The 14,667-nt window shown below is 44.8% G+C and carries 11 protein-coding genes; 1 reads left to right on the top strand and 10 read right to left on the bottom strand.

The annotated features are described in order from the left end of the window. Window positions 1-5: 5 nt before the first annotated feature. The 4 genes from fadB to LU361_RS18815 form a co-directional block, all read right to left on the bottom strand. Complete coding sequence (fadB, locus tag LU361_RS18830) at window positions 6-2,153, bottom strand: fatty acid oxidation complex subunit alpha FadB (RefSeq protein WP_233090711.1); 2,148 nt, start codon at window positions 2,151-2,153, stop codon at window positions 6-8. Window positions 2,154-2,284: 131 nt separating this feature from the next. Then, window positions 2,285-3,214 carry an electron transfer flavoprotein subunit alpha/FixB family protein gene (locus LU361_RS18825; protein WP_233090710.1) on the bottom strand — a complete coding sequence of 310 codons (930 nt, stop codon included), beginning with the start codon at window positions 3,212-3,214 and terminating at the stop codon, window positions 2,285-2,287. Window positions 3,215-3,226: 12 nt separating this feature from the next. Beyond that, window positions 3,227-3,976 (bottom strand): electron transfer flavoprotein subunit beta/FixA family protein, encoded by a 750-nt coding sequence (locus tag LU361_RS18820; protein WP_233090709.1) that lies wholly within the window; start codon window positions 3,974-3,976, stop codon window positions 3,227-3,229. A gap of 252 nt (window positions 3,977-4,228) precedes the next feature. Next, on the bottom strand, window positions 4,229-5,299 hold the full coding sequence (locus LU361_RS18815) for a tRNA-uridine aminocarboxypropyltransferase (protein WP_233090708.1): 1,071 nt from the start codon (window positions 5,297-5,299) through the stop codon (window positions 4,229-4,231). A gap of 521 nt (window positions 5,300-5,820) precedes the next feature. Between LU361_RS18815 and LU361_RS18810 the strand changes: the two genes are divergently transcribed. Further along, window positions 5,821-6,057, top strand: a complete 237-nt coding sequence (locus LU361_RS18810) for a hypothetical protein (RefSeq protein WP_233090707.1) — start codon at window positions 5,821-5,823, stop codon at window positions 6,055-6,057. Window positions 6,058-6,269: 212 nt separating this feature from the next. Here the strand turns inward: LU361_RS18810 and LU361_RS18805 are convergent, their stop codons facing one another. The 6 genes from LU361_RS18805 to LU361_RS18780 all read right to left on the bottom strand — a co-directional run bounded on the left by LU361_RS18805 (window position 6,270) and on the right by LU361_RS18780 (window position 14,230). Next, window positions 6,270-7,019, bottom strand: coding sequence for an enoyl-CoA hydratase/isomerase family protein (locus LU361_RS18805; RefSeq protein WP_233090706.1), 750 nt, complete (start codon window positions 7,017-7,019; stop codon window positions 6,270-6,272). Continuing rightward, on the bottom strand, window positions 7,016-7,585 hold the full coding sequence (locus tag LU361_RS18800; RefSeq protein ID WP_233090705.1) for a DUF2889 domain-containing protein: 570 nt from the start codon (window positions 7,583-7,585) through the stop codon (window positions 7,016-7,018). Before LU361_RS18800 ends, LU361_RS18805 begins: the two co-directional genes overlap by 4 nt. Before the next feature lie 116 nt (window positions 7,586-7,701). Continuing rightward, window positions 7,702-9,369 (bottom strand): AMP-binding protein, encoded by a 1,668-nt coding sequence (locus tag LU361_RS18795; RefSeq protein WP_233090704.1) that lies wholly within the window; start codon window positions 9,367-9,369, stop codon window positions 7,702-7,704. Window positions 9,370-9,512: 143 nt separating this feature from the next. After that, window positions 9,513-9,830 (bottom strand): SCP2 sterol-binding domain-containing protein, encoded by a 318-nt coding sequence (locus LU361_RS18790; RefSeq protein WP_233090703.1) that lies wholly within the window; start codon window positions 9,828-9,830, stop codon window positions 9,513-9,515. 33 nt (window positions 9,831-9,863) lie between these two features. After that, window positions 9,864-11,648 (bottom strand): acyl-CoA dehydrogenase C-terminal domain-containing protein, encoded by a 1,785-nt coding sequence (locus LU361_RS18785; protein ID WP_233090702.1) that lies wholly within the window; start codon window positions 11,646-11,648, stop codon window positions 9,864-9,866. Between the two features lie 407 nt (window positions 11,649-12,055). Further along, window positions 12,056-14,230, bottom strand: a complete 2,175-nt coding sequence (locus LU361_RS18780) for a S8 family peptidase (RefSeq protein ID WP_233090701.1) — start codon at window positions 14,228-14,230, stop codon at window positions 12,056-12,058. Between the last annotated feature and the right edge of the window lie 437 nt (window positions 14,231-14,667).

Below are 14,667 nucleotides of genomic sequence, written 5' to 3'. Positions count from 1 at the left end.
GCTCCTTAACCGAAGTATTTTCGGCTAGACGCCGCCATGTTTTTCATTTCTTCTGTCGGCTGATACAGAGGTCCAAGCGCTTCGTATTTTTCAGCCATTGCACAGAAATTATCGAGCCCGATTTGATCGAGGTAATGACACGCTCCGCCTCTGAACGGTGGGAAACCAATGCCGTAAATCAACGCCATATCCGCTTCTGCTGGGCTTGCAACAATGTTCTCTTCCAAGCAGCGCGCAATCTCAATGCACAACGGCGTCATCATGCGTTCGATAATTTCTTCATCGGTAAATTCGCGTGTTGAGGTAGCAAGACCTTCCAACAACGCTGGAACTTCTTCGTCGACAATTTTCTTCGGCTTACCTTTACGATCAAGCTCGTAGCGGTAGAAACCTTTGCCGTTTTTCTGTCCTAGGCGACCTAAGTTAAACATGCGCTCTAGTACGGTTTCTTCATCGTGACCCATACGATCTGGGAAGCCTTCGGCCATCACAGAATCGGCGTGGTGTGCGGTGTCCATTCCTACAACGTCAAGAAGATACGCCGGACCCATTGGCCAACCGAATGCTTCCATCACTTTATCCACTTGTAGGAAATTAGCGCCGTCTGAAATTAATTTACTGAAGCCTGCAAAGTACGGGAATAAAACGCGGTTCACTAAGAATCCAGGACAATCGTTAACAACGATTGGTGTTTTGCCCATAGCCTTGGCGTAAGCAACGGTGCGCGCAACGGCTTCTTCCGATGTTTTTTCGCCACGGATAACTTCAACTAGCGGCATTTGATGCACAGGGTTGAAGAAGTGCATACCACAGAAGTTTTCAGGCTTTTTAAGCGCCGTTGCTAAATCGGTAATAGAAATAGTTGAAGTATTAGACGCTAAAATTGCGCCTTCTTTTAGTTCGCCTTCAACTTCCGCTAACACCGCTTTTTTGATCTTCGGATTTTCTACGACGGCTTCAACGGCAACGTCTACGTTACCAAAATCGCCGTAATTTAACGTCGGTGTAATTGAATTTAATACACCGGCCATTTTGCGAGAATCCATGCGACCGCGAGAGACTTTTTTATCAAGCAGCTTGGTTGCTTCGCTTAAACCTAATGCCAACGCATCTTGGTTAATGTCTTTCATAATAATCGGCGTGCCTTTACTCGCCGATTGATAAGCAATACCACCACCCATAATACCTGCGCCTAAAACAGCAGCTTGGTTTACAGGCTCAGCTTTGCTTTCGTAACCTTTGCCGACTTTTTTCACGGCCTGGTCTTTCATAAACAAACCAACAAGTGCCGCACAAACGTCGGTTTTAGCAAGCTTGGCAAAACCTTTGGCTTCTACTTCGATGGCTTTTTCGCGCGTTAGGTTGGCGTGCTTTTGAATGGTTTTTAACGCCGCTATTGGTGCAGGATAATGCGGACCCGCTTTTGAACCAATGACACCTTTCGCCGATTCAAACGCCATCATTTGTTCGATTTGATTGAGTTTAATCGGGCTTTGTTTTTCAACACGGCGCGCTTTGTAATCGAATTTTCCAGCATTGGCTTTTTGGATAATATCAATTGCAGCGGCTTTTACCTGGCTGGTTTCAACGACAGCATCAACGGCGCCTTCTTTTAACGCATCGTCAGGACGTTTTTCACTGCCGCCACAAATCCACTCGTTAGCGTTATCAACACCAATGAGTCGCGGTAAGCGAACAGTGCCGCCCCAACCCGGATAAATGCCGAGCTTAACTTCAGGCAATCCAACTTTGGCTTTATCGCCCATGATTCGGAAATCACACGCAAGAGATAATTCGAAACCACCGCCAAAACACAAACCATTAATGGCAACTGCGGTTGGGCAAGGCAAATCTTCTATGGCATTAAAGATCGCGTGCATTTCGTGAAGATTTTTGATGATATCTTCTTCAGAGACGGTAAACATTTGGGTAAATTCGGTGATATCAGCACCAACGATAAACACGTCTTTAACACTGGAAAAAATAACGCCTTTAATATCGGCGGTATCATTCAGAACTTTCACCGCTTCGCTTAATTCTGCCAGCGTTGCTTGGTCCAGCTTATTGACTGAATCATTTTTGTGGTCGATTACCACGTCATAGATCCCGTCATCGAGCGGATGCACTTGGATCGTTTTGCCTTTAAAAAGCATTTACTCTGCCCCTTTTTATTTTTTGGCTTCGAATTTAAACGAAGCCAGTTAGGATTGGTTTGACCACCGTTAGAAAATCCGGCTAATTCGGTGTTGCAGAATTAGCCTACGGATGTGTTCATCCAAGTGTTTTAAAGTTTGCCTTCAAGCTCTGGTACAGCCTCGAATAAATCGGCGACTAAACCGTAATCAGCTACTTGGAAGATAGGTGCTTCTTCGTCTTTGTTGATAGCAACAATAATTTTTGACTCTTTCATGCCAGCCAAATGCTGAATGGCACCGGATAAGCCCACGGCAATGTACAAATCTGGCGCAACCATTTTTCCGGTTTGGCCAACTTGCATATCGTTAGGAACAAAACCCGCATCGACTGCCGCACGAGACGCACCCACTGCCGCGCCAAGCTTGTCAGCGAGCTTGTAAAGAATGTCGAAGTTTTCGCCGTTGCCGAGACCACGGCCGCCGGAAATCACCACCGATGCAGAGGTCAACTCAGGACGCTCACTGACCGTAAGTTCTTCTTTCACGAAACTCGAAACACCGGCATCACATGCCTCAGATAAAGCAACAACCTCGGCGCTTCCGCCTTCAGCGGCGACGGCGTCGAAAGCGGTACCGCGAACCGTCATAACTTTTACGGCATCGTCGGATTTAACCGTCGCAATCGCGTTACCCGCGTAAATAGGACGCTTAAAGGTATCCGGCGCTTCTACTGCGATAACTTCTGAAATCTGATTCACATCCAAACGAGCGGCTACACGCGGCATAAAGTTTTTGCCGGTAGTGGTGGCAGACGCGAGAATGTGGCTAAAATCACTGGCGATAGCAACCACTAAATCGCCGATGTTTTCTGCCAATTGGTGTTCATAGGCATCGTTGTCGGCCAAAAGAACTTTCGCAACACCCGCTGCTTGAGCTGCACTCTGGGCAACGGCTTCACAATCTTTACCAGCAACCAACACATGAACATCACCGCCAATGGCTGTCGCCGCAGCTAAGGTTGATAAGGTGGCGGGTTTGAGTTCTTTATTGTCGTGCTCTGCAATTACTAAAATTGTCATGTTGATGCCCCCTTAAATCACTTTAGCTTCGTTGCGAAGTTTGTCGATCAACTCATCGACAGAACCAACCTTAATGCCCGCTTGGCGCTCTGACGGCAATTCCACTTTCACCAGTGATAATTTGCTGCCCACACTCACGCCCAGTTCATCTGGAGTTTGCACCGCCAATGGCTTGCGCTTGGCTTTCATGATGTCGGGAAGTTTGGCGTAACGAGGTTCGTTCAATCGAAGATCGGTCGTCACTACCGCAGGTAGGTTTAAGGAGACAGTTTGAAGGCCACCGTCAATTTCGCGGGTAACCGCAACGGTATCGCCATCAACTTTTACTTCTGAGGCAAACGTGCCTTGGCCACAACCGACAAGTGCCGCAAGCATTTGTCCGGTTTGGTTATTGTCTGAATCAATCGCTTGCTTACCAAGAATGATTAGACCGGGTTGTTCTTGTTCAACGACTTTCGCCAGCAGCTTTGCCACCGACAGTGAATCTGGGCCGTCTTCGGTATCGATTCGAATGCCGCGATCAGCGCCGAGCGCAAGAGCAGCTCGAACTTGTTCTTCACAGGCTTTTGAACCTATGGAAACCACGACAACTTCACTCGCTGTTCCTGCTTCCTTGAGGCGAACTGCCTCTTCAACAGCGATTTCACAAAATGGGTTCATGGCCATTTTAACGTTGGCCAAATCTACATCACTGTTATCCGCTTTAACGCGCACTTTCACGTTGTAATCAATGACGCGCTTAATTGCCACCAAAACTTTCATGACTGTTTCATCTCTTTGTTATTGTTGGTACAGCGCCCTTTCATTAAGGACGTGATGGTACTCTATTTATACTAGTGCGCAGGCAAAATTCAACAATGACAAAAACCAGCTCAGTGACTGACAAAATCCACCAATAGGCGTATACCCCTTGAAATACGGGCGTTTCGTAACGCTTTATAACCGACAAATTTCATCATTGAGGAATTTTTCAGCATCTTGATCAAACGTTATTTCGCACCCCAAAGCGCGTTATTAGCTATCAACATAATTAAGGTGGTTTTTATAATTCCTCTGATAGACATCTTCTCCCATCAGCTGAATGTGTTTATCCATAAACGGCTTTAATGCCCCGGCCAAAACACGATCATTCGCCGCGGCGGCAAACGCCTCCACACTCGATAGGTTTTCGTCAGAACTCACTTTTCGCAGCAGATAATCAGACAGGTGTTGCGGCGACAAGCTGACTTTGGGCAGCGCTTGCAGCCACGGATTGAGGTGCAGCATTCGCTTGGCTTTGCGCCAAGTAGCATCGATTAAAATCAGTGTTTGATCTGAATTACCCTCGCCTTGTTCGTTTAGGATGTCATCAGAGGGGAACAACAACGCGAGATTTGGCATACGCAGCGGCGTAAATTGTTCGCCTTCGAGAACCAGGACATTGGGATAGCGTTGCTTGATCAACGACACTGTCGACAGGGTACGCTTGCGCTCTTTTGGGTGACGTAAAATTACGATGGCAGGTGTTTTAAGGGATGACTCAATGGCGGAACAGTTGCACACTCGAGATGGCAACCCACAACCCCAACAAAACCGACTGTTCACAAGCGGGTGATGATAAATAGCGGTGCGCTTAACTTTTGCGTCTGATTTATCGCCCGACAAATGCAGGCGAACACCGATAATTTTTTCTGAATCGTCGGTATGCAATTCTATGATTCGACGAGACAAACCGTTGGCTTTTTTCGTTGCATCAACCACCGACACCTGAAAACGATGCTTGGCCACTTCAATAGGCACATCATCGATAACCAATACGTGCCCGGTATCGCCGGATTTTGGCAATTGATTTTTTCGCCACGCTAACAAGTTTCCGGGCAATAATTTATCGATTCGGTCACTGCCGATTTCTTGTAACAGGGCAAAGTAATGCACGGCTTTTGGCCGGTCCAAACCGTAGGGCTTTTTGAGTTGTAATTCATCAAATAACAGAGCAATCAAGCCTGAACAATCACAATGAATCTGATCGTGATCCACCACCGAATCACGATGAAAAGACTTGTTAGGAATACGCAGCCAGCTATCTAAAATGGTTTGGAAGTTCAATGGTTAAACTCATCGTAAAAGTGTGAGTTTAGCATTTTTGAGTGTTAGCGTTATAAATAAAATATGGAATCCTACTAACATCTGAAATACAGAAATCTTGAAATCAATCGAACCTACCAGAGTTTATTTTCAAAGCTTTAACATCCAATAGGAAATATCAACTCAAACAAATCCTCACGAACTTACAGATTGTTTATTCGCATTATAAATGCGCCTTAAAATTATTTTACAAACGTCCTCATTATCAATTTCACAATTCGCATCTCAATTAACATCACTCAAAAACAAGCAAAAAACCATGTCAAAAAATTGTTTTTTTGACATAAAAATCGACAACACCAATAAATAAAATAAATTAATACGCTTATTTTTGATCACAAAAGCTTTTACGAAATCAATCACAATTCCACTTATTATTTCTGTAACATTTTCAAACAGCAGTCGACAGAGGAACATCCTTAACAATGTTTCTCTGATCAGAAATAACCACAACCAAAATTAATATTTTCAGGAGAATCACGATGAATAAATTCACAGGCGCATGGACCGACGGTCACGGTACCAACATCGATATTACTGGCGAATGGAATGTACTTGAAGTAAGAATCAGTAATGGGCGAGGTCCATTCCAAGGATATTCAGTGGACTTATCAAACCCAACAATATCGGTAAACTTTTCTGATGACGGAGCTTACACTGGCGTGCTCGGTGGTAACACGATTTATTGGTCCAATGGAACAACTTGGTCTAAGCGATAGCTCTATTCCTTAATTTTATATTTGGCAGCTTTTAACCTTATGCACTTAAAGCTGCCAATTAAAAACTACCAACCGATATACCCAATAGCTTTTAATTTACTGAGAAAAAACCTTCAAAGAAATTTCAATTATCAGAACACACCATCGGAACAATCAAACATCCTAAAAAATTCTTGCAATGCAGAAAAAATCATTTTCGATCGAAAATGAAATCAGGCTTTCTGCAAAAAACTCATAAAGGCTTGACGAGCTTCGTCTGAAGAAAGGCGTTCGTAAAACATCATCCCTTCTTCATCCATAATTCCATGAAGTTCTTCTAGGTAATTTTTCTTGATTAATGCTTTTGAGGTTACGGTCGCTTCAGCCGGTAAAGCTGCGATTGCTTCGGCGCGTTTTCGCGTTTCGGAAACCAACCATTCGTTTTCTACAACCGCATTAACAAGGCCGACATTTAATGCCTTGTCAGCGTTGAAGCGTTTACCTTCTATAAGTAATTCAAAAGCCTGTCGATGGCCCATCATTTGCGGCATCAGCAATGACGATCCGCCTTCTGGTACTAACCCTAATTTTACGAAGGGGGTATAACAGCTCAAATCTCTACCGGCGATAACGCAATCGCAATGCAACATCATTGTGGTGCCAATCCCGACTGCATCACCGTGAACCGCTGCGACCACGGGCTTTTTAAAGTTGGCGATTGTGTGAAGAAACCCGACAATGCATTTTAACGCTTCGGGATTACTAACGGCAGCAACAAAGTCGTTAATATCGTTACCGGCACAGAATGCATCGCCTTCGCCACGCAAAACAACAACATTAATGTTATCGTTTTTATCGGCATCGACTAGTTGTTGCGATAATTCTGTGTACATCGCCAACGTTAGTGCATTTTTTTTGTTTGGGCGATTTAATACTAATTCGAGCACGGCTCCGTGTTCAATGACTTGTATTTGCTCAATCACTTCCCTTGCTCCTTAGCAATGATGTTGTTTTCTCGGTAATACTGGGGTAAGTATTTTTCGACGACTTCACTATTTTGCGCCCAGGTGTGGCAGGTGTTTAACATAATTCCTGCGCCACCTTCTAAGACATCGCCTTCGCGACTGGGCCAAATAGCTTGTATCGCCGTTGTAGCAACAACCGGTAATAACTCGTTAATGTGTGTGCAACCAGAGACACCGCCCACTAATTTTCTGGATTGTTGGTGCCAGCCGGGACCAATACGGGTTCCTTCCAATTTTTTAAACGCGTTGGTAATTCGGTTACACATTTTAAAGGGCGACGCATCAATACTGGCTTCGACGTGTTTTATTAGAAAATTAATGTCGATAGTGACGCGAATGCTGATATCGTGAAAAGCCTCTCCTGCAGGAATGTAGCCGCCACGCTCTTCGTTGTCGACGTTGTGCGCCTTAACATCGATCATTCGTGCTTCGATGTCCCACAAGTTGTCTTCTCGTAAAAAAGCGTCGCAATTAATGGTGCGCTTGTGGTGGCTGTGACGTTTAACAGGTTTTGATAGCGGCATTATACACTCCCAATCATTGACTGGAATTACGGTTAATTCATCCCTAAATTAACCTATACAGACATTTTTTATTTTAATTTTTATAAAAACTTGCTTGATCTTACTAACAGGTTTTTCTAAGCCGCGTTGGTATTTTCTTGGTTATCGCGAAGCTTACGACGCAATACTTTACCAACGTTGGATTTTGGCAGCTCAGGCACAAATTCAACCAATTTCGGCACTTTGTAGCGCGTTAACTTATCGGAGCACCATTGCTGAATATCTTCACTGGTAAGATTCTCATTTTTGGTAACAACGAATGCTTTTACCATCTCGCCATTCTTTTTACTGGTTAAGCCAATGACCGCACTCTCAATGACTTCTGGATGGGTAGAAATGACGTCTTCAACTTCGTTGGGGAAAACATTAAAGCCAGAAACAACAATCATATCTTTCGCGCGATCGACAATACGCAAATAACCATCCGGATCTTGTTTAACAATATCGCCAGTAAGGAAATAACCGTCTTCGGTGAATGATTTTTTTGTTTCCGCTTCACGTTGCCAGTAGCCACGCATAACTTGCGGACCTTTAACACACAACTCCCCCGATAAACCTTCACCCACATCTTTGCCTTCGGAATCGATAATTCGAATATCGGTGTGCGTGAGCTTCGCACCAATGGTTCCCAGACGAGTTTTATTGGGGAAATTAAAGCTTATCGCCGGAGAGGTTTCCGTTAAGCCGTATCCCTCAACAATTTCGCAACCGGTAACTTGCTTCCAGACGGTTGCTGTTGACGGGAATAATGCCATGCCGCCTGATGCCGTGAACCGTAAGTTGCTAAAATCCAATTCCTTGAATTTTTCATCGTTACACAAGGCAACAAACAAGGTGTTCAGGCCGACAAAGGTTGTCATTTTCCAGCGGCTCATTTCTTTTACGAACCCTGGAATGTCTCTTGGGTTTGGAATCAATACACTGTGGCCGCCCAACATTGATACCAACTGAGAAACCGTAAATGCGTAAATATGATAAAGCGGTAAAGGAGAAATCACCGTTTCCGCCCAATTGATATTGGGAAGATCCAATCGCTCTTTACACTGCAAAATATTAGCGACTATATTTGCATGAGTAAGCACAGCACCTTTAGAGACGCCGGTTGTGCCGCCAGTGTATTGCAAAACCGCAACATCGCCAGGAACTACCTCGACTTTATTGGCCGCTTTGCCAGCGTATTTGCCAAGTGCAGAACGCAGCGAAACAGAACCGGGCAGATTGTATCCGGGCTCCATTTTTTTAACGTATTTAACGACCGAATTAATAACGGTTCGTTTAACGATATTGTGCAAGTCGCCAACCTGAGTCACCACCACCGATTTAATGTCGGTTTTCTTTATAATCTCTTCGGCTTTATGCGCCATGCTTTTATGAATAATTAATGCTTTTGCACCAGAGTCTTTAAACTGGTGAAGCATTTCGCTTGGCGTATACAGAGGGTTGGTATTTACCGCCACCATACCCGCTCGCAATATTCCGTAAAGAACAACCGGGTACTGAACGATATTCGGCAGTTGTACCGCTACACGATCACCGGGTGATAAACCGGTTTCGTTTTGTAGATAAGCGGCGAAAGCAGCTGATAATTTATCAAGTTCTGTGAAGTCGATGGTTCGACCTAGGCTGGTATAGGCTGGCCTAGAGGGGAATCTGTCGACACAGTATTTAAGAACATCGGGAAGGGTTTTTAACCCGTCTTTATTGATATCCGTTGGAATTACGTCGGCGTTTGGTAAATGAACCACAGCGTGGAACTCCCCGTATAGTTATTTTTATCGAGAATATTTTGAATTAATTCTTTATTGTATTGGTGCCATCCCATTAAAGAAATTAGGAGAATTCTTTGATGGGATGGTAGGTATTTCTGTGCCCAGAACGGTTTAAGTCATTATGGAACTGGGAAAAGTACCGCTAATTTGGTTGCCAGCATGACATCACCTTCGGCTTTAATTCGGCCAGTCATAAATGCTTGCATGCCGTCGGTTTCACCAGACATAACTTCTTCCAGTGTTTGCGCGTCCATAATTAAGGTGACTGTCGGCTCTTCCGCTTTACCTTCTACAACAGAACATTCGCTATCTTTAACGGTCACTGACCATTGTCCAGCTTCACTGATATCGTATTGAAAAACGGCGTCGGTTCCTGCCGCTGCACTTGCGTCGAAGCGTTCACTCATTTGACTAAATAAAGCACTTAAATCTGCCACTGATTATTCCTCGTTTTTATGTTGTATCAGTAATTAAAAGACAAAATGGTCTTCTTCTAACGACATCAAACTGTCGGAACCGGATTTCATAGTTTCAACTAAGGATCGGGTTCGAGGCAGAATTCTATTAAAATAAAAATCAGCCGTCTTTAATTTTGCTTGATAAAAATCATCACTTGCGCCTGAATCTATTTTCTCTTGCGCTGTTTTTGCCATTAATGCCCACATATAACCCAGTACGACATAACCGGAATACATCAAGTAGTCGACACTGGCCGCCCCCACTTCGTCGCGATTTTGCATGGCTTTCATGCCAATCTGCATAGTAATTTCGCCCCATTCTTTATTGAGCTCTACCAGCGGTTTGACGTATTTAGCCAAAGCTTCGTTATCGATTTCTGCTTGGCAGAATTTGTGAAGAATTTTGGTAAATCCTTTAAGGGCTTCACCTTGAGTCATTAAGACTTTACGACCTAATAAATCAATGGCTTGAATTTGTGTGGTGCCTTCGTACAACATAGAAATTCGGCTGTCGCGAACGTTTTGCTCCATGCCCCACTCGGCAATAAAACCGTGACCGCCGTAGATCTGTAAACCGTGGTTGGCTGATTCGAAACCCACTTCGGTTAAAAACGCTTTGGCAATTGGTGTTAAAAATGCCAGTAATGCATCGGCCTTTTCTTTTTCTTCGCCTTCGTGCGCTTTCGCTTTATCCACTAATTGAGCACAGTAATAAATTAATGCACGACCACCTTCAGCAAACGCTTTTTGGGTGAGCAACATTTTGCGCACTTCAGGATGAACAATGATCGGATCGGCAGGCTTGTCGGGATGCGCAGGACCATTTAAGGCGCGCATTTGCAAACGATCTTTGGCGTAAGTCAGTGAATTTTGGAAACCCCACTCAGCGTGAGCAAGACCTTGCAACGCCGTTCCTAAACGAGCGGTGTTCATAAAGGTAAACATACAATTCAAACCTTTATTTGGCGGTCCAATTAGGTAACCAGTCGCTTCGTCGAAGTTCATGACACAGGTTGAGTTACCGTGAATTCCCATTTTGTGTTCGAGGGATCCACAGCTAACACCGTTTGATTCGGTCAGTGATTCTGGCAAATGCTTAGGAACAATAAATAGGGAAATACCTTTGGTTCCAGCAGGCGCATCGGGAAGGCGGGCAAGCACAATATGGACAATGTTTTCTGCCATGTCGTGTTCACCGGCAGAAATAAAGATTTTAGTACCTGACACCTTATAAGAACCGTCAGCTTGCGGCTCAGCTTTGGTTCTCAACATCCCCAAATCTGTACCACAGTGAGGCTCGGTCAAACACATGGTGCCGGTCCAATTACCACTGATTAATTGGGTTAAATAGGTTTGCTTTTGCTCTTCGGTGCCATGGGCGTCTAGTGTGTTCATGGCACCGTGGCTTAAACCTGGGTACATGCTCCACGACCAGTTGGCGGTACCCACCAATTCATTGAGCACCAACCCTAAGGATTCTGGTAAACCTTGGCCGCCGTATTGTTCTTCATGAGCAAGTGATGGCCAGCCGCTTTCAACGTATTGCTGATACGCTTCTTTAAAGCCTTCTGGTGTTGTGACTTGGCCGTCGTTCCACTGGCAACCTTGCTGATCACCTATTTGGTTCAAAGGTGACAACACGCGCTCGGCAAACTTGGCTCCTTCTTCGATGATTGCAGACACCATATCAGGCGTCGCTTCTTCGCAATCAGGCAAATCTTGATAGTGTTTTTCGGCGTTCAATACGTCGTTTAAAACGAAGTCGATATCGCGCAAAGGAGCTTTATATTCTGGCATGACAACCTTCCTCTCTCTCTTTTTGTTATAGCTATCAGCAGTTGAAGGGAGACCTGATAGCGAGACTGACTCGAATAATGCCAGCCACGGTTAAATCGAATGCCTAAAGCTTGGTCGAAAGACCTGTTTTCGCCAATGACAAAAGTCACCAGATTTAATGACAATAGTTTTCAGCGCCCGGTTTATAGGGCTTTGCGACTAACAACCTGGTTTTTTATTTGACTCTATTTACTAACAAAATCAACCAGTGCTGTTACATTTTTAATCAATGGCGCCGTTTTGATTCCGTTTTGATTTAACCGATTAGATCCAGGTAATTTGGCGGCTGCCAAAGTGAAACTGGAGGCATAAAAAAACCGGCGAGATAACTCGCCGGTTTTCGGTGTAGAACGACTACGACTTATAACTTAGTAGAACTTCTTAAAGTAAGGGAAGTAGTAGAAACGTTGCTTTTTCTTGATTGCTTCCACTGCCGCAGGCGCATTCACATAACCAAAGCCTGAGTCAAAGTCGAATCCGTAAGGACCTATTTCATCGAAGGTTTGAATTGTTGATCCATCAGCAAGTGATGCACGAACAGTCATATCGGTCGCTGTGGTACGCATTACGTGGTAGATAGATTGCGGATCTGGACGGCTACACGCACCTAACAAGTGACCACTTGCAATACGATCTTCAACTAAGTTTTCAGGAGTCCAACGAGTTCGACCCAATAAACGGCCGCCGAAGATACCAGGCTGACACATAACATAAATAGTATTGCCGCTGCTTACGGTACGCAGGATTGGAGACGTTGTTGCTTCTAACATTTGCACAGCAATGGTTGAAGCATTTGGTGCCGCCGCTGAGGTACCGAAGAAGTTCGGGAACTCACCTTCTTCACCAGTTACGAATTCGCCATCACTGTCATCGTCATCACGGCTAGTATCTGAGAAGAAGAACGAGGTGTTAGTGCCATCTGGTGCGGTTAGGCCTGGCTTGAAGCGAACTTCAGGCGCGGGCAGTCGGTTACCGGCAACATCAAAGAAGATCGGTGTACCACCAGCTGATGAGAAGTCATTCAAACACGCTGGACGACACTCTTCTTCGCCCGCTTCAGCGCGTAACGTATTGGAGTTAGCATCACCAATAAACGGCTCGGTTAGGAAGAATGCAGAAGCCGCAACGCCTTCAGCACCGGCTGCGTTGTTGTGACCGAAGCCAGAAGGCGCATCAATTGCGTATTCTGAATCGGTAATGTTGCCGCCGAAGATAACGTATTTAACAAATCCAGGAGCGTCGCCAGTTTCGGTTAGGAAACCCAACTGAACGGTAGCACCACCAGTGAAATCAACCAATGAAACCAATTCGATAGCGTCGCCGCCGTCACCGCCTTCAGCACCAGCGAAGGTGAATTGACATAAAGGAGGGAAGAAGCCGTTTTCATCTTGGAAGACAAAACAATCAGGAACGCGAACGCCGTTTTCGTCAAACATAACAACGTCTAGATCGTTCGGAGAACCAAGACCACCGGTTGAGAAGCTTGGGCTGTCCCATTGGAAAGTCAGGTTAACCTGGGTAGAACCATCGAGAGTAACGGTTTTCAGTAGATCAACGCCTTCACCTGGATCAAAGTCGTGCCAGGTACCTTCGGTAGTATCGATGGTCGCTTCTACGGCACGGTAATCAGTCTCGAACGCATCGCGTGCACGGTTACCGTTGGATGAATAATAAGGCACACCCAAACGCGCTACTTCATCAGCGGCTTGTGCAATGATTCCGTCTTGGAACATTGGCTCGGTAAAGTAGATAACGTCATCAACGATAACATCAGCACCGGCAAGTGCTAGCTCGACAATACCCTCAGCGAAACTTGCTTGGCCGTTAAACGCCGTGTGGAAAATAATGTTTACACCCGGCACAGCATCAACAATAAGTTGCGCCATGCCTCGACCTTCGTCGATACAACCGTCTGGATCACCGATAGCTTCTAGGTTAATGAATGTAGCTGGAATATCGCCGTTAGCGACGTCTTCGGCAGGCGTGGTGTATGGACCACCGGCGAGTGAACCTGGGTCACATTCGAAACTGTCTGATAGTACACCAACGGTAAAACCAGTACCGTCAAGACCAAGAGCTTCACGGTTGATGTCGGTTCCCATGGCGCGGTCACCCTGCTGGGTAACAATACCAACGTTAGATTCCATAAACGCAGGATTCGCAAATGCCATTGCGTCGCTTAATGCCATGTCGGTTAATTTGTTGGCGGGAACACGTGCTGAAACCACACGGCCATAACTGGCAATATTTTTAGCGCCAATCGACTCAAGCATGGCAACGAGTTCTGCGGTACCTTCCGATGCTACGGCATCAATAAGAACGTAACCTTTACTGTCTACTTCGGCCAATTTGATGGTGTTATTTGCTGTACCCATAGTACCAACAGAAGCACCACTGGCAGTTTGCGCGTTAACAGAAACTTGCGTTAGTGCACTGCCGAGTTTTTTCATCTGGCTAGGCACTGCGGATACATCAGCCATTGCACCTTGAGCTGTAAGCATCAACGCAGCAACACTGGCTGTTGCGGTCAATAGTTTTTTCATGAACCTAAATCCCCTTAAGCATCAATTTATTTGATCGTGGAATGAATAGACATTCTACCCCAAGACGATTTAGTTCCTAGATTTCACAAACGTATAAAAACGTTTTTTTATTTTCTTTTGGGAGTTTTCTCAAAAATTCCGTTTTTATTTTTAAAATAAGTTTATAGACGTCTTTGTTTATCGAGCCATTTAAAATAGATTAATGAACTGTTTATTTCGGTATTTTTTATCTGGATTTATTGATTAAATTTATTTCTAAAATAGTTCAAATTAACTGATAGCAAGATAACCGCAAGCCTGCGGCAAAAAAATATCGAAAAATTCAGATGTTATTCTGTTATTAAAACCCGCTAAAAGCTGACCATCCAGCATAAACTCTCATGAACTTTCATGTATTTGATTAGATGCCTCTAAACGCAAAAAACCGACGAAAGATT

It is taken from the genome of Sessilibacter corallicola, assembly GCF_021290925.1.
Classification (GTDB): domain Bacteria; phylum Pseudomonadota; class Gammaproteobacteria; order Pseudomonadales; family Cellvibrionaceae; genus Sessilibacter; species Sessilibacter corallicola.
The sequence above is the reverse complement of the archived record's forward strand: the minus strand, read 5'-3'. Positions and strand labels throughout refer to the sequence as shown.